Genomic DNA, 19,171 nt, shown 5'->3' with positions numbered 1-19,171 from the left:
CTAGATCAGCGTCTGGCAACGCGGAATCCGTACTGTGCATCTTTCGAGGCCCAGTTTTTCACTGCTTTTGTTACAGCGTGTTACGTTGACATTGAATCTGTTTCCGTTCGTTACAATGGATGATGCCAGAGGTGCAAAGATTGGGAGGACATACCGCGTGAGCATTCCGCGACTTTTGGTGGTGGATGACGACCCCGAAATGCGGTCGATGATGACCCAATTCCTGCAACAGAATGGGTTCATCGCCTTGCCCGCCAGCACCGAATCCGAGGTCCGGTCACACCTGACCGCGGGCCGGATTGATCTGATCCTGCTGGATGTGATGCTGGGCGATGAGAATGGTGTCGAGATCTGCGCCCGCCTGCGCACCGAACAGGATGTGCCGATCATTCTTGTCTCGGCGCTGTCTGCCGACCATCAACGGATGGCAGGATATGAAGTCGGCGCCGACGACTATATTGCCAAGCCGTTCAACCCGCAGCTCTTGCTCGCGCGTGTTCGCGCGGTGATGCAGCGCGCCCGACGCACGCCGTCTTTGGCCTATCGCCGTCGGACCAAGAGCTTTCGGTTCAATGACTGGAGTTATGATGGCAAACGCGACGAGGTTCATTCGCCCGAAGGTTATCTGGTTTCGCTGTCGCAACGGGAAACCGCGCTGCTTAAGGTTTTGCTGGCCAACCCGCATATCCCGCTAACACGGGATGAAATTGCCGCTGCGCTGGATGTTACAGGTGAAGCAGACAAACCCGAGGCGCAGGGCCGCGCCATCGACATGCTGGTCGGTAGGCTGCGCTCGAAGATTGAGGTTAATCCGAAAGACCCGCAAATGCTGCGCACGGAACGCGGGGTCGGCTATGTCTTTGCCGCCGAGGTGTCGGTGGAAGAGGACGCATGACACCGCGCCTGCGCAGCCTGGGATGGATCTGGACTGGGGCGGCCTTTACCACCGGCCTGCTTGCTGCCGGATTATGGTTCGCCTCGGCGCGCGCATGGGATAGCTTCCTGACTCGCGCCTATGTCGCCGGATTCACCGTGTATGAGGATCTGCGCGTGGCTCAGACACCGCCGCCGGGGATCAAAATCACGCCGCTTCCACCCGAGATCTCTCGGCTGGCCGATGCCGGGGAATTCGAACAATTGCCGGGACTGTCGGATCGCAGCTTTGTGACAAACCTCTCGATCCTCACGGACAGCACTGCGCCTTTGGCTGGGCGCGAACTGACGCTTGCGGTGATGTCCGATCGGTTGGTCTATCCAGTCTCGGATATCATGTCACGCATCGATCAGACCGGACCCGAAAAGCTGGGCAACCTGACCCGGCTGTTGGCAACCTATTGCAGTGAGCCCATCCTGATCGCGCAATTCGGGCGCAGCCCCTGGCAACGGGTGGATGGCACCGATGTCTGGGGCTGCAGGGCTGCGCCCACTGATCTGCGCCTGCCCGCCATTCTGGCGGCAGTTGTGGCGCTGGCGGTCATTCTCGGATCGGTCGGCAATGTGTCCGACAGCTTCACCCGCTTTGCCACTGCTCTGCGCGACCGCAAACGCCGGGGGGGGCCGAACAGCTATGAGGCGGACGGCCCTGCGGAACTGCGCGAGATCGTTCTGGCCGTGAATGCGCATCTGGATGACGAACGGATGCAACTGGAAAAGCGCGCTACGGTTCTGTCGGGCGTCAGCCATGATCTGGGAACGCCAGCGACCCGTGTGCGCCTGCGCGCCGCGCTGATCGCCGATGATGAACTACGCGAAAAGCTTGAGGCCGATGTGGACCAGATGACCGGCATGATCGAAAGCGTGCTGACCTACACCCGCTCAGAACTCAGCGTTGAGGAACCGCAACAGATTTCGCTGACCGCCTTGGTTGAATCGCTTGTCGCCGATTACCAGGATATGGAAAAGCCGGTCACGCTGCAGAAAATCGCCCCGGTCGAGATTGAGGGCGCGCCTTCGGTTTTCATGTCCCGTCGCGGGCACGGATCTTTGACGGAAACTCGGCGAATGCTTGTTGTGGGGCGGCCAATCTCGCTTAGGCGGGCCTTGACCAACCTGATCGACAACGCGCTGAAATACGGCCGCTGCGCCGAGGTCCAACTGGAAACCGACGCCACCACTGCGACCATTATGGTGGAAGACAAAGGGGCAGATTTGTCTGTCGCGGATATCGAGTCGCTGATGGCGCCCTTCCGGCGAGGTTCGAACACAGGGTCTTCCGATGGGTTCGGTCTGGGCCTCACGATTGCCGCAACGATTGCCGAACAGCACGGAGGTGCGCTGAGTTTCGAGGTCGGAGATCAGGGCCTGCGCGCGCGCCTGCGGATCACGCGGCAATAACTCATCGACGAGACCCGCATCACCAGAAGGTCGCTGGCTCCTGATGCGCTCGCCTTGCCCCGTTGTCCCAGTTTCGTTTACTCATTGCCATGTAGGCACATTCAGAGAGACTGCCATGCAAAGGGACATTGGCCGGCCCAACGGCCCGATTGGTTTACTGATTTTAATACTGGTTTTGGTTTTCGGGGCCGTCCAAATCTACTTCTGGACCGACCGCAGTATCTGGATAGATGAAGTTTCGCAGCTTCTGAATTTTCCGCTGGACAACTTGGCCCAGGCCTTCGGCCCTTTGCCCGAGGCGCAGCAGGCAGGGCCGCCGGTATTCAACCTGCTGCTTCACTCCATCTCTGGCCTGTCAATTCACACCATGCGTCTGGTCATAATCCTGCTGACGCTGTGCGTGATCTCGGCGGCACTTGTCGGCGCTTTTGGCAAGCGCGCTCTGCCGCTGGCGGCAGGGTTGTTCGTGTTGCTGTCGCTTCCGTCATTTTTGATCAACGGCTCGATGCTGAAATTCTATGCCTTCGATGCAGCCGGGTTCGCCATCTTCGCGGCCTGGATCTACGCGAAAGACCGGAGCGCGACACTCAATTTTTGCGACATTGCGATCCTTTTGGCGGGTCTTCTTCTGGGCGTTTCGACCATAGTAGGCTCTTGTGTCGTGGTGGGTGTATTTCTGATCCTACGGCTGCTCAGGCGTCAGCTTGAGGTCAGAGAGATCACGCTGGCTGGTCTGATGATTGTGCTGGCTCTGGCCTACTATCTTCAGATTGATCATGCGACAAAAATCCAGATCACCGCATTCCCCGACGCTTATGGGGGGCTGGGATTGGAGGCGTTGTACCGGTTCGGCAACGCCGCGCAGGAGCTGTTTCAGACCAGGGGCGCAGCCATACTGCTATTGGTGTGTCTGACCGCTTTGGCCGCACTTGCGTTCTTGAAAGGGTCAGAGCAATCGCAGCTAGCGGGTCTGGTTTTGTTTGTCACCACCATTACGGCAGTCTTTCTTGGCCTGGCCGCAATTGGCAAATATCCGGCGGTCAGTTCGCGCCATCTGGTTTGGATGTTGGGGGTATTCCCCGTATTGTCCGGGGCGGTGCTCGATTGCCTTTTACGCTCCACAAGCTATCGCCGTCCCTTTGCATTTGCGGGGTTGGCTGTGCTGTGCTGCGTTTTCGCAGCGACCGGGGTGCGCGTGGTGACGAAATGGCCGCCGCGTCTTGTCGAAGGATCAGGCAGTCAGGTGATCGAAACATTGGCGGACCTGCCACCATCGCAGGTATTGCATTATTTCGGAACATTTCGTCTGATCCCGCTGATGATCGAGCGCGGCGCACCCATATCGCATCACAGCTACGCGCCATCTTTGTCGACCCAGAGCGTTGCGATTGATCCGTCTTATTTCGACCCAAAATGGAACGGGATGGACGCCGAGCGATATTCCAAAGCGATCGAGGATATGCTGCATAATGACCCTACGGCCTGGTCGAAAATGTACATCATGCTGCGGTTACGCGGCGATTTTCGCCCGCTGGCGCGGTTTGTTCTGGATGCGGCGCCCCGCGATGGCAGCACGTTTTATATTAGCTCGATCCATGCAAGCTGGCCCGGAGAACCGGGGCGGGCGACCCACGGGTTGCGACAAGTGCTTGACGAAAGGTCCTGCGACTATGAACCGGTTGGTGTTTTTAGAACGCTGCTCAGTCCCGGTTACGTCCTGATGGTCAAATGCCCGGAATCTTCCGGGCCCTGAACGCAGTGGGCAGCGATCTCATAGTTTCAGTTTCTTGAACACATTCTCTGGAATGTTGCAGATGATCGTCATGATGAGCCACCAGATCGAACGGACATAAACCACGTTTTTACCACGTTCGACTGCTGTGGCGATCTTGTCGGCAACCTCCACGGGTTGTGCCGTCAACCGCTCAGGCAAGTCCATGTTTTCCGTCATCTGCGTGGCGACAAAACCGGGCAGCACCGTCACCACATGCACACCCTTTTTTGCCAGCCGGTTCCTTAGACCTGACAGGAAGGCGGTAAACCCGGCTTTGGCCGAACCATAGATATAGTTTGTGGCGCGCCCGCGCAGACCGGCGACCGAACTGATACCGACCAGCGTGCCGGAACCACGCGTCTCGAACCGGTTGGCGAGTTCCGCCAGAATGCCCGCCGGACCTTCGTAATTCGAACGCATGACCAGGCTGGAGGCTGCTAGATCCTGTTCGTTCTGCGATTGCTCACCCATGAACCCGACGGCGCAAACCGCGATCGTTGGCAGGTCTGGCAGGCCGTCAACGAAGTCTGCAAAACCATCGGGCTGCAGCGCGTCGAACGTATGAAGTGTAACGTCGACGTTGTAGCGCGTAGTGATGTCGGCGCGATTGGGTTCCAGAGTTTCGAAATTGCGCGCCGCAAGCTGGATCGGATGGCCGAGGCTTGCGAACTTATGCGCCACCGCGAGGCCGATGTCCGAGCGTGCACCAAGAATGAGAACGGAATCTTTGCTCATAGCGCGAGCCTTTCGGATTGGGAGGATTGAAAAGTATCAGAGGCGCCGCTGTCCTTACGTTGCGCGACGAACCGCGCTACACGCGGATCACTCTCGATCAATGTCTGTGCGGTCATCCGGGCATCTTTGGCCAGATAGAAGCGGCCCCCGTAGTCGATGGTAATCTGGTCGAGCCGTTCCAGCAGCCTGAGGTTTTTGGCGGTGGCAGGAAAGTCCAGTGCCAGTGTATAGCCGAGCATGGGGAACGAAAACCTGCTGGATTGTTCGCCAAACCGTTTCAGAACAGCCAGAAATGACCCGGCGCCAGCCTCGGAAATAGCCTCAAGCAGAGCTTCGAGACCTGCTTTGGATGCCTCAAGCGGTAATGCGCATTGGAATTGCAGAAACCCTTTGCGACCGTAGACCCGGTTCCAGTTCAAAATCGCATCCAGAGGATAAAAATAGCTGTCCCAATCCACCAGGCTGTCGCCAGCCTTGCGCAGCCCGGCGCGGTAGTAGAGCGCGTTGAACGCCTTCACCGCGGGGCCTGACATGGCAAAACCCGGAAAGTCAAAGGACACACTCTTTTTTCTTTTGGGGCGCAGCGCGTACCGGTCAACATTTTCCCGAGAACCCAGCATGTCGCGCGGGGCGTGTTCGCCCAACATGACCAAAGACCGGCCCCGGTTTGCGCCGCCTTTGAGACAATCGATCCATGCGACTGAATACGGGCTTGCGTTGGAGGACTCGAAAACCTCCATCGCTTCCGACAGGTTCCGGGCTGGGATCGTGGTTTGCCTGATCCAGCCGGTCTCGACCGGTTGAAGCCGAATGGCGGCCCGCAGGATTATTCCTGTCAGCCCCATACTGCCGGGTACCCAGTCAAACAGATCAGGGTTTTGTGTACGGGATGCCCGGTGAACCTGACCGGAGGCATCAATGACATCGACCCATTCAAGAGCCGCCGCCATCGAGCCGTCACGATGATGGTTCTTGCCATGCACATCGGCGGCGATCATGCCGCCCAGGGTCACGAATTTGGTTCCCGGCGTGATCAGAGGGAACCAGCCGCGCGGCAGGAAAGAGGTGATGACATCCGCCAGCAACACACCAGCCTCTGCAACCAGAATTCCGGTTTCCGCATCGAACGAGATCATGCGGTTGAAGTGACGCATGTCGATTGTGCCACGACGGCTGATGGCGCTGTCGCCATAGGCACGCCCATTCCCGCGTGCGATGACGCCGCCTTTGGCCAGGGCCGCGGTCAGGTCGGCCTCGGATCGCGGCCTGTCAACGACCGGTGCATAGATGACCGGAAACCGACCCCAGCCGCTGAGCATCATGTGGCACGCCCCAGCGACAGCATCGCGTCGGTGAACACGTAGCGCCGGTCCAGATTGTATTTCACCACATAGCCGATGGTCAGGCCGATCACGGCACCAATCTCTCGTGCAATATCGGTTTTCCAGATCAGCCAGCTGGCCGTCTCGGAACCCCAGAAGATTGCCGTCGTGGCCAGCCCCATGATGGTATAGAGTGTGAACTTCTTGCCATGCGCTGCAGCACCCGAGGACAGATCATAGAAGATCCAGCGTTTGTCCAGAAGGTACTTTATGACCAGTCCCACAAATGTACCTGCGCCCATGGCAATGATGAAGTGGCCCAAACTTTCGCCCCAAAGCAAAACCAGCCGTTGGGTCGTCAGGTTTGCAATCGTCGCAATGACTGCGAACGCGCCATAACGCAGGACCAATCCTCCTAATGTCATAGCAGCGCACCCCAGACGGCGCAGAACAGAATGCCCAGAAAACACAGTTGGCTGGTACGGTCCTTGGCGGCAAACACGACCGGGTCGTCATGCATATGTCCTCGATGGGTGATCATGATAATGCGGGTCAGCCAATAGAGCAGGATCAGGCACACCGCCCAAAGCGCAGTAGGTGACCGGTAGAGCTCTACCACAATGGGAGAGTTGATATAGAGCGCCATCACCAGCACAGACACATAACCCGATGAGATTGCCACCTGACTGATCAGCGGCAGATCGTCGACCTGATATCCGCGACCCGCAGCCTCCATCGCGCCACGTTTGGCGGTGTCTATCAGTTCGGCCTGACGCTTGACCGAGGCCAGAGACAGGAAGAAAAACACCGAAAACGCCAACAGCCAGACCGACAGGGGTATTTCGGTTGCGTATCCACCGGCGATGATGCGTGTCGTGTACAATCCTGCCAGCATCATGATGTCGATCACGATCCGGCGCTTGATGTTCAGCGAATAGGCGGTCGTCGCGCCATAATAAAAGATCATCGCCCCCAATAGGGCGAGATTGACACTTGCGGCGATGACAATGCCAAGCGCCAGCATCCCAATTGCCATCCAAGTGCCATATGCGATCGGAATCGCCCCTGACGCAAAAGGCCGTTTGCATTTGCGCGGGTGGGCCCGGTCGGCAGCGAGATCCAGTAGATCATTTGTGACATAGGCGCTGGATGCGATCATCGAAAAGGAGATGAACGCCATCAGAGCTGCTAAAAACGTACCCCAGTCATATTGATGGGCCGCCAGCATCGGCAGAAATACCAATATGTTCTTGAGCCACTGATGCGGACGAATTGCTTTGATGTACGGCTTGATAGAGTTGGGTTGGGTTTGAAGATGATCAACCTGCGTGCCCAGATTGTCCACAGTGCTGCGCAGCGAAGCAGAGGCGTTGACGGTGATCGCACGTTCCGCCTGTGACCATACAGGAATATCGGCATGGGCATCGCCCATATAGGCGAAGCCGCCCTCGAAGTGATCCTTCAGAAACGAAGCTTTTGCAGGACCTTTAAGGTTGCGTACCCCGTCCGATCCGTAGACCTCGTCGAAAATACCCAGATGGTCGGAGACGCTCCGGGCGATGATTTCGTCACTGGCTGTTACCAGCGCCGTCTGGCCGCCCTGGTCCCGCCAATTCTTTACATAGGTTATGACCTCTGGGTCGTAGGGAAGTGTCGCCACATCCAGTGGGCCGGATTGGGCGAGGTCCTGCTTCAGCTTTGCCTTGCTTTGCATCAATGCGCCGACAGCCTGAATTGGCGTCTGCCAGTTTTTCCCCAATGCACTCCAAAAAGTCTCAAACAGAATATCGGAGCGCAACAGCGTTCCGTCCAAATCCACCACCAGAACCGGTATAGGTGTTTCACTCGTCATACGAACAATTGGCCGAAGCCCCTCAAACTATCAGTTATACAACGCAAACATATATATTTGCCTGAGTATGGATATAATACGGCGGATGTATATCTGGCGAGGCGCTATTTCACACATACGTTGTCAATGTGCCTAGTTTGCCCTGTCAGACGATCCAGGGGCACATTTTCATGAAAACTGCGAACCAATCTTTGTTTCGCCATTGAGGACAATATGGTCAACTGGCTCGATTAGTTGTGAGTGCGCGAAAAAAATTGATTGTAAGATGTATTTCGCAAATGCCCACGATAATCTGAACCAAAGAGTCACCCTTTATTGGAGTTAATGCAGTGCGATTTTTGAGTGCAGCCCTTGTTTCCCTGATCACCGTTTCATCGGTACCAAGTCTGGCTCAGGCCGAAGTTTTGCAGCGACGGGCAACCGGCGCATATATGAACAGCCTTTATGATTTGGTTCCCCCGATGATGAAATTGTTGGTTGAGGCGAATGGTGAACAGTTTTTCGCGGCTCAGGGCAGCTATGATATTACGCCGCCGGTAGCGTCGCCCAACTGGAAAGAAAACTGGATTCGGCTCGGAGTTCCGTCGTCAGGCGTCGCCAAAACCTGGCGCTCACTTGAATCGGCGAATGTCACGGATGTCATCATCGTCACGGATAACTTTTCAGGCCCGCCCGTATACGAGTCGCAAGGGTCCGACCCGGACCCGGTGGTTGGCGGTCCGATCCCCAGACCGCCGCTAGACGGTAAGGCGCTTACCTGGGGTGATGAGGTCACCGATATTATCACAGCCCATGAAGAAAACGTCACCGACACGCCGATTTATTGGATTTACGAAGGTTGGGCAGATGCCGGTCGGATTCTGGACGAAAATACCGGTGCCGGTTCGGACAAAGATTTTGCTGATTGGCGCGAAAGAACGACTACTTTGCTGAATTACACGGGCTGGTTCGACAATCTGCTGGAGCATGCCAGAGAAAGTCATCCCGAAGTGGCCTCTCGCATTCGGATGATCCCGGTCGCCCGTACAATGGTCTCGGTCATGGAAAACACACCGGCTTCAGCGCTGAAGGCCGGTGATTGGTTTATCGACGATGCACCGCACGGGAACGACACGTTGCACCTGTTGGTGGCAATGATCGTTTATTCGGCGATGTTCGAACAGGAGGCGCCAAAACCGGATGTATCGACGAAGAACATTCATAGCGCCTTCATGGACAACTACGAAGAAATCTCTGCGTATGTGTTTGAGGCTGTGCGCCCATATATTCCGTCCTGACGCCTTTACTTCGTTTTGTCAGAGCCAAAGGTAATCTCGCAACGGGATCACCTTTGGCGAATACTCAGGGGTACAAATCAGATTTGCGAGGCGCGGGTGACTCTTATCATCCTGTGGCTGGGTAAAGTATGCCATTTACTGCTTTCCAGGCCATGCCGCCCCACAGCACGTCGACGAAATGTGAGAAGCCCACGATCAGGAAGAAACCGAGCAATATGTTGAATAACCGAGGCGGAAGCTCGCCGCCCGGGTCGCTTTTCGCGTAGCCGAGGCTGAGGGCGATCAGCAGTGTAAAGATAGCGGCTGTGGTGTGGAAACTGACCCACCGGCCCCAGTCTACGGCGACGACGTAAAGAGGCAGAAACAGGAAGGCCGAGGCCACGTAGGCCCCGGTGAACATTCGGCCATCCATCAGGTGCCTGCCGATGAGGAGTATCGGAATCGCGGTTATCGCGTATAAGAATACGAAGGACAGAACGAGGGGTGAGAAAAACATCCAGAACGTTGCTGTCACATATTCCCCGAGTGGAATTTCAAGCGCTTTGATCGCTCCGGCGCAAATCTCGGCGTCAACGCCGGCTGCCAATACAGGTCGGCAGACCGTCCTATAGTCGGTCACGGTATCGAAGCTGATAGCGATGACGACGGAAGCGATGCAGGACCCTGCAAGGATCACCAGTAGTGCAACGAAGTCCCCGCGAGACATCGCAGATTTCGAAAACAGCAGATAGTAGCCGAAGGCGAAGAAGGGCGCGAAGAACAGGTTGCCTTCGTGGCACAGCACAGCAAAGCCAAACACAATGGCCGAGGAATAGATCGCGAGACGCCCGGGAGCCGGACGACTGGAGGCAAAAAGCAACAAAGCGAAAGCAAGAAACGCGATCAGTTCCTTGCGCAGCCCTCCTTGATCGTCAAGCGACCAGAAACTGATGAAAAAACCGGGTGACAGGATAAGGAGCCAGAGTGTTGCTGGCGTGTCGGATTTTCTAACCGACAGGGCAATCAGGCCTACTGTTGCCACCAAAAGCGAGATTTGTAACAGCACGACCAAAAGCACGAGGTCGATGGACAGCCCTTGAGAGACCCTTAAAAGCAGAGATCCCATAATGCCCCGACGGATCGGCGCTTCCATACTGTTGATCAGCCAGTCACCCTGTTTCCAGGAGTTTCCGCCCAGAAGGAAATCCTGATAGGCAAGCACGGCAATATAAATTGCAAAAGCCCATATCAGGAATTTGGGAACTGAATAAATGTATCTTTGCAAGAGCAACGGGCCCAATAGAACAGAAGTCGGTTATGGACGCCAAACGAATTCCCGCCCGATCGACAAAAACGCAAGTGGGCTATCGGCCCGCCCCAGACCTTCTTCGTCACGGACTCGGTAATTCAGCCCGGCGTTGACAATCCATTCGGTTTCCAATTCGTAGCTGTATACGGCGTTCAGGTCAGTGCGCTCGACGCGAGGGTCGACAGCAGTGGCTTCTGTCAGGATGTGTGTCGCACCAAGACCCAGTCGAGAAGAGGGGCCTAGCCCGAAGATATAGCCGACATCAAGAATATATGCTGTCTGAAAGACGTCATCTTCGGTTGCGACGATGTTGCGATCGAAGAACACCTGTAGTTCGTTAGCGCCAAATTCCTGCGAATAGATCAGTGTTCCAATGGGTTCTATGTCGTCGTCGCTGGTGTAGGCAAAGCCAAGGTTGGCCGAAAAGTCGCCATTTGCGACAACGAGATTTCGGCCCAGACGCAGGCGGTTGAGGCGCCCTGCGGTATCGAGCTCGGACTCGGCCGAAAAGAAAACATCACCGTTTGGCAGATCGCGCTCGGCGCCGATACTGCCGATAACGCCTTTTGTCAGAATATCCCCCAATATGTCGCGTTGTTCGTCAATATCGGTGTAGCCCAGTACCAGATCAATGCGGGTGTCTGCGGACAATTCTTGTGTCAGGCCGAAATTGATCTCTTTGGTCCGGCGGTCCGTTTGATCGGGATCATCCTCATCATATTGTTCTGCAAAGACCTCAATGCTTGCAGTTGTTCGCGGCGATAGGATAAAGCCGATCCCTGCTGTCGCGCTGACGGTTTGTTCATCAAACAGGTCGGGGTTTGTCTGGTCGATATAATCGAGATTGTATGACTCGACCTGAAAGAAATAGTTCACCAGATCCTGACGCCCGAAATCCATCTGGAACGAGAGCCCATATTCGCGCCGCGTCCCTTCACCGGTCAGGTCGTCGAAATCCGGCGGCAGATCAACGACACCTTCCTCATCGATAAAGTCCCGCAACGAGCGCAGAAAACCGATATCATAACTTAAAAAATCAGCCCCTAGCGTCAGACCGGCATTGGCACTTTCACGGCTGTAGTCGAGATCGAATATCGAATCCCCGATATCGAACTCGCTGCCTCGATCTGGCAAGTTGGACCAGCGTAACGCTGTCACTGCGTCCAAACTGAAGCTTTGAATTGGGGTTTCGCTCGAGATGCCAAAGGACAGCGGGGTTGAGATGATCGTGCCATGGCCTTCTTCCGGGAATTCGAGCCCGAGATTGCGACCAGATTCGATCCTTTGACCAATGCCGAAGGTGTAAATCGTGCCACTGGTGTCCAACGGTGCGCGCTGCGCCTCGGCGTGATGACCCGCTGTTGCCACTATACACACGGCACCAATGAATACCGCAAATCGGACAGGGTTGAGTTTCACGTCCCGGCCACTTTCTTGATTATTCAAACAGACGACGCTGCGGGATCACGATCACGTCGCCATCGATCAGCTTTGTGCTGCCTCCGGTACCGGTGCCATCCAGCATCGCATCATAGTTGAACTGATAGACGCTTTCCTTACCAGATCTGTCGGTTCGGCGCAGCATGACCCGTTTGGTGGCGGCAAAGCGCGAGAACCCTCCCATCTCACCGAAGAACTGCATCAACGTGGTCCCGCGCACTGGCGCATGACGCCCGGGCGAGCCCGCCTCTCCAATCACATATACATTGATCGTTTCGTCGGGAAGCGGCGGAATCGGTACGTTCAACGCGCCCAGCGATACAAACACGTTGGGCGTAGAAGCGAAGTTGGGAGCGAGCAGTTCGGTCAGATCGGACCTGACCTGCTCAACTGTACGCCCTCCGGCTCTGATGGTGCCCGCGAGCGGTACGTTTATCTGACCGTCAGGGGCCACAAGAATGTCGCGGTTGAGGCTCTCATCTTCAAGCACTTCGACACGCAGCGTATCGCCTGACTGAATCCGATAGCCCTGCGCCAGCGCCGGCAGCGCCAGAACGCTGATCAATGCCGAAATAAGCAATGTGAAAATTGATCTCATGTCCAAACTCTTCCATCCCTGCATTGCAGTATCGCTCGGCGCTGCGCCGAATACTCTCTATCCTGTTTCGGCGATATCTTGCCAAGCTTTCAAGTCAGTTTTCATGATTTCTTGCAGACTGTGACGTCGTTACCCTTTGTTAACCGGATCTTCCTAAACTGATCGGCGAATGACCGCTGCCCTCGTGCGCTGGGTGAAGACATTATTGTGACACAATTGTATTATTTGCTGGCGCGGTGCCCGGACAACCGCGCGCCGGGACACCTCAGGGGATGAAGTGTGAAATGATAGTCGGATTGATCTTGCTTGGAATGATGGCCGGGGGCGCGTTAAGCGTCGGTGCGCTGATTTCAGGCGCCTCATTGGGCACTGCGATCCTGATCTACGCAGCGACCGGCGGTATAGTCGGTCTGGTTTTCTGTGCCATCCTCATGTACCGTGCCCTGCTTGTCGAAGAGAACCGTGTCGAACGCGTTCCGGCCCAGCAGGTGAATTGACAATGGTCCGCGCGTCGGTCACCGGGTGACAGACAATTGCTGCAACAATTCTTGCGTCCTTTGCAACTGAGAGAAGTCGTGTTGCGCTGAAAGCGCGATAGCCCGGTTCAAAACACTTTGTGCATCCTCCCCACGCCCTGCTGCGACATAAGCCTCACCCAGATGATATTGAACCGTCGGATCGTCGGGCAATCCCTGCGCCGCAGCTTCGAGATGGCTTATCGCTTCATCCAGTTCGCCCTTTCGAAATGCAATCCAGCCATAGGTGTCTCGAAAGGCAGGTACGTCTGAACGCTGAAACCGGCGGGCGACCGCAAAGGCACGCGACAGGCTTTCGGCGTCATCGCGATGGATGCTGATCAGGCTGGCCAGATTGTTGGCAAATACTTCGATGTCAGAGTTTGATGTATAAAGCGCATCATAAGCGGCAATCGCTCCGTCGAAATCCATTTGACGTTCAAGCTGCTCAGCCCGCAGCGCCTGCGGCAACATCGCGTTGGGATTGGCGTCCGACGCAGTATCGAGCAGCTCCGTAAGCTCTGCCTCGCGCCGTTGCCGGGTCAGAAGTCGGGCCAGTTGGCGCACGGATCTAAGATCTGTCGGGTCTTGTGTCAACAAAGCTCGATAGATGGCTTCGGCCTCGTCATCCTGACCTTCGGCCTGGTGCAGCCCTGCGCGTAGATAGCGCAAAACCGGGTCGTCGGATGCGCCCTGTAACCGGCTTTCGATCAGGGCAACAGCCGCATCGGTTTTCCCGCTCTGAACCAAGGTTCTAATCAAGTCGGTCAAAACATTGAGGTCGGCCGGTTCTGCAGCGCTCAGGTCGCCCAGAAATCTGATGGCCTCGTCGATGCGGCTCTGTTGTACCAGCGCTGCTGCTTCGATTTGATCCGCAGCCGTCAGCGCGGAGGGGACGTCCTGGGCCCGGAGGCGCCAGATAAGGCGCTTCACCCGAACCCAGTTCTTCTGTCGCAATTGAAGTTCGGCCATCGCGGTCAGCAATTCGACATTGCCGGGCGCGATACCAAGTGCATCCGCCAGGACGGTTTCGGCAACGTTCAGCCTGTCATCCTCCTGCAGGAACGCAGCATAGCGCAAGGACTCGTCCGGTGCACGACCGGCGGCTTCAACCGCCAGGGCATAGCGCTCACCCGCCAGTTCCCGTGCGCCGGCGCGTTCATGGGCCTGACCCATCAGGATCAGAATGTCGGGATCGCGCGGTGCTCCGGCCTGAGCGGTGCGTAGTGTCAGAATTGCCTCTTCAGGATGATCGTCGCGGATCAGCCAGGCCGCGTGCATTTTCAGCGCCTCGGTGTGGTTCGGAGTTTCTGCCAATACCTCATCAACCAGCGCTTCGGCGGCAGGTACTTCTCCGCCGCTGATCAGCATGCGCGCCAGATTGATCTTCAGATTTGCCGTCTCTTCCGTGGCCTGAGCATCCGCCAGCAACTCGTGCATCATTTCGATGGCGGCTGCGGTTTGGCCCGCCTCGTAGTTCAGTGCCGCCAATGTGGCTTGATAGCTTTTGTTTTTGGGTTGCGCTGAAATCAGGCTGTTCAGCTCCGAACGCGCGGCCTCCGTACCCCGGGTGCGTTTGAGAAAATCGACCACTTGCAGATGTTCGTCCACGCCTGCATCGGGCGCATTTGCAAGTTGACGCAGAAATTTTTCGCCGCCTGCGATATCCTCTTGTTCCATGTGCCAGGCCAATCGCATGTTGCGTGCCAGTCGCTGGTCGGGAAAGCGATCGGTCAAGTCCCGCAACGCCTCCCCCACAGCCGCCATGTCCTGTCGGTCGGACAGAATTCGCAGTCGGGCCAGATGGAAGTCGTATTCATCGGGAAGATACGTCAACGCTGTTTCGATGCGATGCAGGGCCAGATCTGGCTTCCCGGTCGTTACCGCATGATCGATGATCAATCGCTGGGCCAGACGATCGGTGGGATGATTCACCAGCCTGTTCTGGGCGACCTGCAATGGTGTGTCCAGCGCAGCAATATCATCGGCCTCGATCCCCTCGCGATAGTCCAGTACCGCGTTTAGAAAGCGGACTTCAGCATTCTCCGCAGCCAGATCGCGCGCAGTACGACCATGGCGCAATGCGTCTTCCCATCGGTTCTGGTCCAATGACATTCTGGTCACAATGAGTCTGGCGTCCAGCCGGGCCGGCTCCTGCTCGACCACGCGCAGATATTGGTTCAGCGCTTCGCCGCTCTCACCTTGCTGTGCCAGTGTCTGCGCAAACAGGAGACGCCCCTGCGTATGAGAGCTGTCGAGCTTCAGTACATTGCGCAGCTCAAGCAACGCCCGTTCCGGGTCGCCCGCATCCAGAAGCTGAAGCGCCGAATTGTAATGCCGTTCGGCCCGTTCTTCTGAGGACTCGCATCCAGCCAGAAAAAGGGCCGCGCAAAGCGCGATGAGGGGCGGATGAAACAGATGTCTGAACATTGCTTTTCGGGTTGAGAATTCGATCAATGCGATACTGCCTAATAGCAGATGATGTTACCAGCGCTTTGGTTGCGCTTAATGTTCGCGTAAATTCACAGCTTGGTGCTTTTTGATGTTGAGCGCGCGAGGTTAGTCCTCCGTCACTCCATAGCTGCGGCGTGGATTTTTCCCTTTCCGGACAAAAAAACGGGGGCCCCCATTCGTATTTATCACCACTTACTTTATAAAACCCTCGAAATTGACAAAATCCCGGTTTACGCAGGGGGTTGATTTGGTCTCTTTGTTGTCAGGTTTGTTGGTGTTGTGCGGTTAAGAATTCGTTTGAAAATCAAGTACCATAGGACGCCCGGATTGTGTTAACGTCATGGCTGGGTTGAAGATATTGATCACTGGCGCCAGCGGGTTCATCGGACGCTACGCAGTCGATGCGGCACGGGGCGCAGGTCATGAGGTGGTGGCACTGGTGCGCTCCGAAGCGGCTGCGCCTGCCGCGTGGGCTGCTGATTCCGGTATTTCCGTGGTTGCGGTTGAATTGACGGAACCGGATGCAAAAAACAGGCTGGCGAAACGATTATCTGATGTGGGTGCGATTATTCACGCTGCGGCAATAATGAGCGGTGCAGCCGATCGTCAGATTCGCGATACACAGGCGGCAACTGAAACCGTCCTTGATGCTATTCAGATCTGCTCGTCTGCGCCTCGGTTGGTATTGGTCAGTTCTTTGTCCGTCTATGATGGATGTGCGGTGAAAGCCGGTGCACTGCTGACCGAGGATTGCCCGCTCGAACTTTCGCCTCAGATGCGTGATGCCTATTGTCAGGCCAAACTGATGCAGGAGCGGCAATCCCGCGCCGCTGCCGAAGCTCAGGGTTTCGATCTCTGGATCATGCGGCCCGGGGCGGTGTTTGGACCGGACCGTTTGTGGAATGCGCATTTAGGGCATCCCGTCGGGCCGCTGCTGATTGCGATGGAGAGTGCCGGGGAGGTCCCGGTCAGCTATGTCGTGCACACGGCGCAGGCGCTTGTGCAGGCTGCACAGACTTCGGCCAATGGGATCGAAGCGATCAACGTTTTTGATGATGACCGCCCGGATCGCGCCACCTATGTCGCAGAGTTGCGCCAGTCCGGGTGGCCACGCGTGGTTATTCCAGTCAACTGGCGTTTGTTCAGCTTCATCGGTGCCGTCTTGAGCAAGATACCGGGTTTGGCTGACAAGTTACCGGGTCTGTTGCGCCCGGCCACGTTACAGGCCCGGATGAAACCCCTGCGCTTTGACACCACCCGGCTTCATGCGCGGCTGGATATCCCACCGCAACTGTCCTTTTCCGAAGTTATGCATCAGGCCCAAATCGAAGGTCATTCGACATGAGCCAACCAGCACCAATTGCGTATCTGACCGGGGAATACCCCCGCGCCACAGACACATTTATCCAGCGCGAAATCTTCGCCCTGCGTGCGCAGGGGATTGAGGTCGAGACCTGTTCGATCCGTAAAACGGGCGCCGAGCACCACGTGGGGCCCGAACAACAGCAGGAATTCCAGAAGACCTTCTATGTGATCGCCGCGGCGAAATCTCCGCTGCACCTGATCCAGTGCCACCTGAAGGCACTGATGCGGGCGCCAAGTCGATACTTTTCGGCCTTTGGGTTGGCGTTGAAGACCCGTCCGGCAGGGTCGAAGAGATTGCTGTATCAACTGTTCTATTTTGCAGAGGCTGCGGTACTGGCCGAGCATTTGCGCCAGCGCAAAGTGCGCCATCTTCACAATCATATCGCAACGGCCACCTGTACGGTCGCAATGCTGACCAGCCGGATCAGCGGTATTCCTTTCAGTTTCACAATCCACGGGCCGGATATCTTTTTCGAACCGAAACACTGGCGCATCGATGCCAAGATCGCGGAAGCCCGGTTTGTGGCCTGTATCAGTGATTTCTGCCGCAGCCAGTGCATGATCTTTTCGGATCCCCAGCATTGGAAGAAGCTCAATATCATTCATTGCGGTATCGATCCCGAGAAGTATCAAGCGACCAGCACCACTGATCCTGACAGGCCTCATCTGGTCTTTGTCGGTCGGTTGGCTGGAGTGAAGGGCGTGCCGATCCTGCTTGAGGCACTGTCGCGGCTTGAACAGGACGTGCCCGGATTGCGTGCGACACTGATCGGGGATGGGCCAGAACGCGCAGACCTTGAAGATCAGGCGAAACGCCTGAAACTGGATGGGGTGGTGCATTTCGCCGGATACAAATCGCAAAGCGAGGTGGCCGAGATTTTGACCGGGGCCGACGCGCTGGTCCTGCCCAGTTTTGCCGAGGGTGTCCCGGTGACGCTGATGGAGGCGATGGCCAGTGGACTGCCAGTTCTGGCGACTCGCGTTGGCGGCATTTCGGAACTGGTCGAAGATGGCGTCAGCGGCTATCTGGTGCCGCCCGGCAATGTCGATGCGTTGACCGAACGCCTGCGTGATTTGCTGAGCAATCCCGATTTGCGCGCCCGTATGGGTCAGGCGGGCCGGGCCAAGGTGACCGCCGAATTTAACCAGAAAACCGAGGCGGAGCGTCTGGCGCAACTTATCCAGCCAGAGTGTCAGGGGGTGCGGAATGCCGAATGATACCCTGATCCCGGCAATCGGTCTGGTCCTGATTGGCCGAAACGAAGGCGAGCGTCTGGTCCGTTGCCTGGCTTCGATTCCCGATGAAGTGTCCGCCGTGGTCTACGTGGATTCGAACTCTTCCGATGACAGCGTACAGCAGGCCCGCAATGCCGGGGCACATGTGGTTGAGCTGGACCTGTCCCGCCCGTTCACCGCAGCGCGGGCACGCAACGCCGGATATACTGCATTAAAGGCGATGGGTGTGCCACTAGACTTTGTTCAGTTTGTTGATGGCGATTGCGCCATCGTCGATGGCTGGGTCGCTGCCGCGTCTGAGGCGCTGGCCGCCGATCCCGGGCTTGGCATCGTGACAGGTTGGAGGGCTGAGATTCACCCCGACGCAAGCGTCTATAATGCGCTTTGCGATTTCGAATGGCACCGCCCGGCGGGTTCGATCCTGACCTGCGGTGGCGACATGATGGTGCGGGTTCCGGCCTTTGACGGGGTCGGCGGCTTTGATGACACCGTCATCGCGGCCGAGGATGACGAATTCTGCGTGCGCATTCGCAAAGCGGGTTGGAAAATCGAACGCCTGCCCCTGGACATGACCCGTCACGACGCTGCCATGATGCGTTTTTCTCAATGGTGGAAGCGGGCCGTTCGCACCGGGCATGGCTTTGCCCAGGTGGGTGATCTGCACGCCGACTATTTCACGCGAGAGCGCAAACGGGGCTGGTTCTATGGTGCGGTCTTGCCAACCGTAGCGGTTATCGGGTTGATCGTATATCCATGGATTATTCTGGCCGTTCTGGGCGTCTACGCGATGTCCTATCTGCGGACTGCGCAGGGGCTTATGCGGGATGGCCTGCCACGTCCTACAGCGATGCGGCAAGCCGTGTTGCTGACCCTGTCCAAACTTCCCAACGTTATCGGTATGCTGACATACCTGTGGCGCCGCAAGCGAGCGGCGCCGATGAAAATCATCGAGTATAAGTAGTCATTCGTGTTGAAAAGAAT

16 protein-coding genes are annotated in these 19,171 nt (G+C 56.7%); 8 read left to right on the top strand and 8 right to left on the bottom strand.

The window, feature by feature from the left end:
* Positions 1–157 precede the first annotated feature (157 nt).
* The 3 genes from ACR0K9_RS10740 to ACR0K9_RS10730 all read left to right on the top strand — a co-directional run bounded on the left by ACR0K9_RS10740 (position 158) and on the right by ACR0K9_RS10730 (position 4,087).
* Positions 158–895: a response regulator transcription factor gene (locus tag ACR0K9_RS10740; RefSeq protein ID WP_480823027.1), complete on the top strand. Its 738-nt coding sequence runs from the start codon at positions 158–160 to the stop codon at positions 893–895.
* The gene (locus ACR0K9_RS10735; RefSeq protein WP_480823025.1) at positions 892–2,334 is read left to right on the top strand and encodes a sensor histidine kinase; all 1,443 of its coding nucleotides are present in this window, start codon (positions 892–894) and stop codon (positions 2,332–2,334) included. Before ACR0K9_RS10740 ends, ACR0K9_RS10735 begins: the two co-directional genes overlap by 4 nt.
* Before the next feature lie 115 nt (positions 2,335–2,449).
* Positions 2,450–4,087: a hypothetical protein gene (locus tag ACR0K9_RS10730; protein WP_480823023.1), complete on the top strand. Its 1,638-nt coding sequence runs from the start codon at positions 2,450–2,452 to the stop codon at positions 4,085–4,087.
* A gap of 18 nt (positions 4,088–4,105) precedes the next feature.
* Here ACR0K9_RS10730 and ACR0K9_RS10725 read toward each other — a convergent pair whose 3' ends face one another.
* The 4 genes from ACR0K9_RS10725 to ACR0K9_RS10710 are packed head-to-tail and all read right to left on the bottom strand — an operon-like array spanning position 4,106 to position 8,017.
* On the bottom strand, positions 4,106–4,843 hold the full coding sequence (locus ACR0K9_RS10725) for an SDR family oxidoreductase (RefSeq protein WP_480823021.1): 738 nt from the start codon (positions 4,841–4,843) through the stop codon (positions 4,106–4,108).
* Entirely contained in the window at positions 4,840–6,165 is a 1,326-nt protein-coding gene (locus ACR0K9_RS10720; RefSeq protein WP_480823019.1) for an FAD-binding oxidoreductase, read from the bottom strand. The genes ACR0K9_RS10725 and ACR0K9_RS10720 overlap by 4 nt, the downstream gene beginning before the upstream one ends.
* On the bottom strand, positions 6,162–6,590 hold the full coding sequence (locus ACR0K9_RS10715) for a GtrA family protein (RefSeq protein ID WP_480823017.1): 429 nt from the start codon (positions 6,588–6,590) through the stop codon (positions 6,162–6,164). The genes ACR0K9_RS10720 and ACR0K9_RS10715 overlap by 4 nt, the downstream gene beginning before the upstream one ends.
* Complete coding sequence (locus ACR0K9_RS10710) at positions 6,587–8,017, bottom strand: UbiA family prenyltransferase (protein ID WP_480823015.1); 1,431 nt, start codon at positions 8,015–8,017, stop codon at positions 6,587–6,589. The genes ACR0K9_RS10715 and ACR0K9_RS10710 overlap by 4 nt, the downstream gene beginning before the upstream one ends.
* A 461-nt stretch (positions 8,018–8,478) precedes the next feature.
* Here ACR0K9_RS10710 and ACR0K9_RS10705 point away from each other — a divergent pair, with 461 nt between their 5' ends.
* Positions 8,479–9,294 carry a hypothetical protein gene (locus tag ACR0K9_RS10705; protein ID WP_480823013.1) on the top strand — a complete coding sequence of 272 codons (816 nt, stop codon included), beginning with the start codon at positions 8,479–8,481 and terminating at the stop codon, positions 9,292–9,294.
* 106 nt (positions 9,295–9,400) lie between these two features.
* Here the strand turns inward: ACR0K9_RS10705 and ACR0K9_RS10700 are convergent, their stop codons facing one another.
* The 3 genes from ACR0K9_RS10700 to ACR0K9_RS10690 are packed head-to-tail and all read right to left on the bottom strand — an operon-like array spanning position 9,401 to position 12,620.
* Entirely contained in the window at positions 9,401–10,558 is a 1,158-nt protein-coding gene (locus tag ACR0K9_RS10700) for a hypothetical protein (protein ID WP_480823011.1), read from the bottom strand.
* Positions 10,559–10,588: 30 nt separating this feature from the next.
* Entirely contained in the window at positions 10,589–12,001 is a 1,413-nt protein-coding gene (locus ACR0K9_RS10695) for a porin family protein (RefSeq protein WP_480823009.1), read from the bottom strand.
* A 19-nt stretch (positions 12,002–12,020) separates the two neighbouring features.
* Positions 12,021–12,620, bottom strand: a complete 600-nt coding sequence (locus ACR0K9_RS10690) for a polysaccharide biosynthesis/export family protein (protein ID WP_480536454.1) — start codon at positions 12,618–12,620, stop codon at positions 12,021–12,023.
* A 284-nt stretch (positions 12,621–12,904) separates the two neighbouring features.
* Between ACR0K9_RS10690 and ACR0K9_RS10685 the strand changes: the two genes are divergently transcribed.
* Positions 12,905–13,117: a hypothetical protein gene (locus tag ACR0K9_RS10685; RefSeq protein ID WP_480823007.1), complete on the top strand. Its 213-nt coding sequence runs from the start codon at positions 12,905–12,907 to the stop codon at positions 13,115–13,117.
* Between the two features lie 18 nt (positions 13,118–13,135).
* On the opposite strand, the gene ACR0K9_RS10680 is transcribed toward ACR0K9_RS10685, so the two are convergent.
* Positions 13,136–15,565, bottom strand: a complete 2,430-nt coding sequence (locus ACR0K9_RS10680; protein WP_480823005.1) for a tetratricopeptide repeat protein — start codon at positions 15,563–15,565, stop codon at positions 13,136–13,138.
* 364 nt (positions 15,566–15,929) lie between these two features.
* Here ACR0K9_RS10680 and ACR0K9_RS10675 point away from each other — a divergent pair, with 364 nt between their 5' ends.
* The 3 genes from ACR0K9_RS10675 to ACR0K9_RS10665 are packed head-to-tail and all read left to right on the top strand — an operon-like array spanning position 15,930 to position 19,151.
* Positions 15,930–16,934, top strand: coding sequence for an NAD-dependent epimerase/dehydratase family protein (locus tag ACR0K9_RS10675; protein ID WP_480823003.1), 1,005 nt, complete (start codon positions 15,930–15,932; stop codon positions 16,932–16,934).
* Entirely contained in the window at positions 16,931–18,172 is a 1,242-nt protein-coding gene (locus tag ACR0K9_RS10670; RefSeq protein WP_480823002.1) for a glycosyltransferase, read from the top strand. The genes ACR0K9_RS10675 and ACR0K9_RS10670 overlap by 4 nt, the downstream gene beginning before the upstream one ends.
* Positions 18,162–19,151, top strand: coding sequence for a glycosyltransferase family 2 protein (locus tag ACR0K9_RS10665; protein WP_480823000.1), 990 nt, complete (start codon positions 18,162–18,164; stop codon positions 19,149–19,151). The genes ACR0K9_RS10670 and ACR0K9_RS10665 overlap by 11 nt, the downstream gene beginning before the upstream one ends.
* Positions 19,152–19,171: the final 20 nt, after the last annotated feature.

The organism is Ruegeria sp. L12 (genome assembly GCF_056531745.1).
The sequence above is the reverse complement of the archived record's forward strand: the minus strand, read 5'-3'. Positions and strand labels throughout refer to the sequence as shown.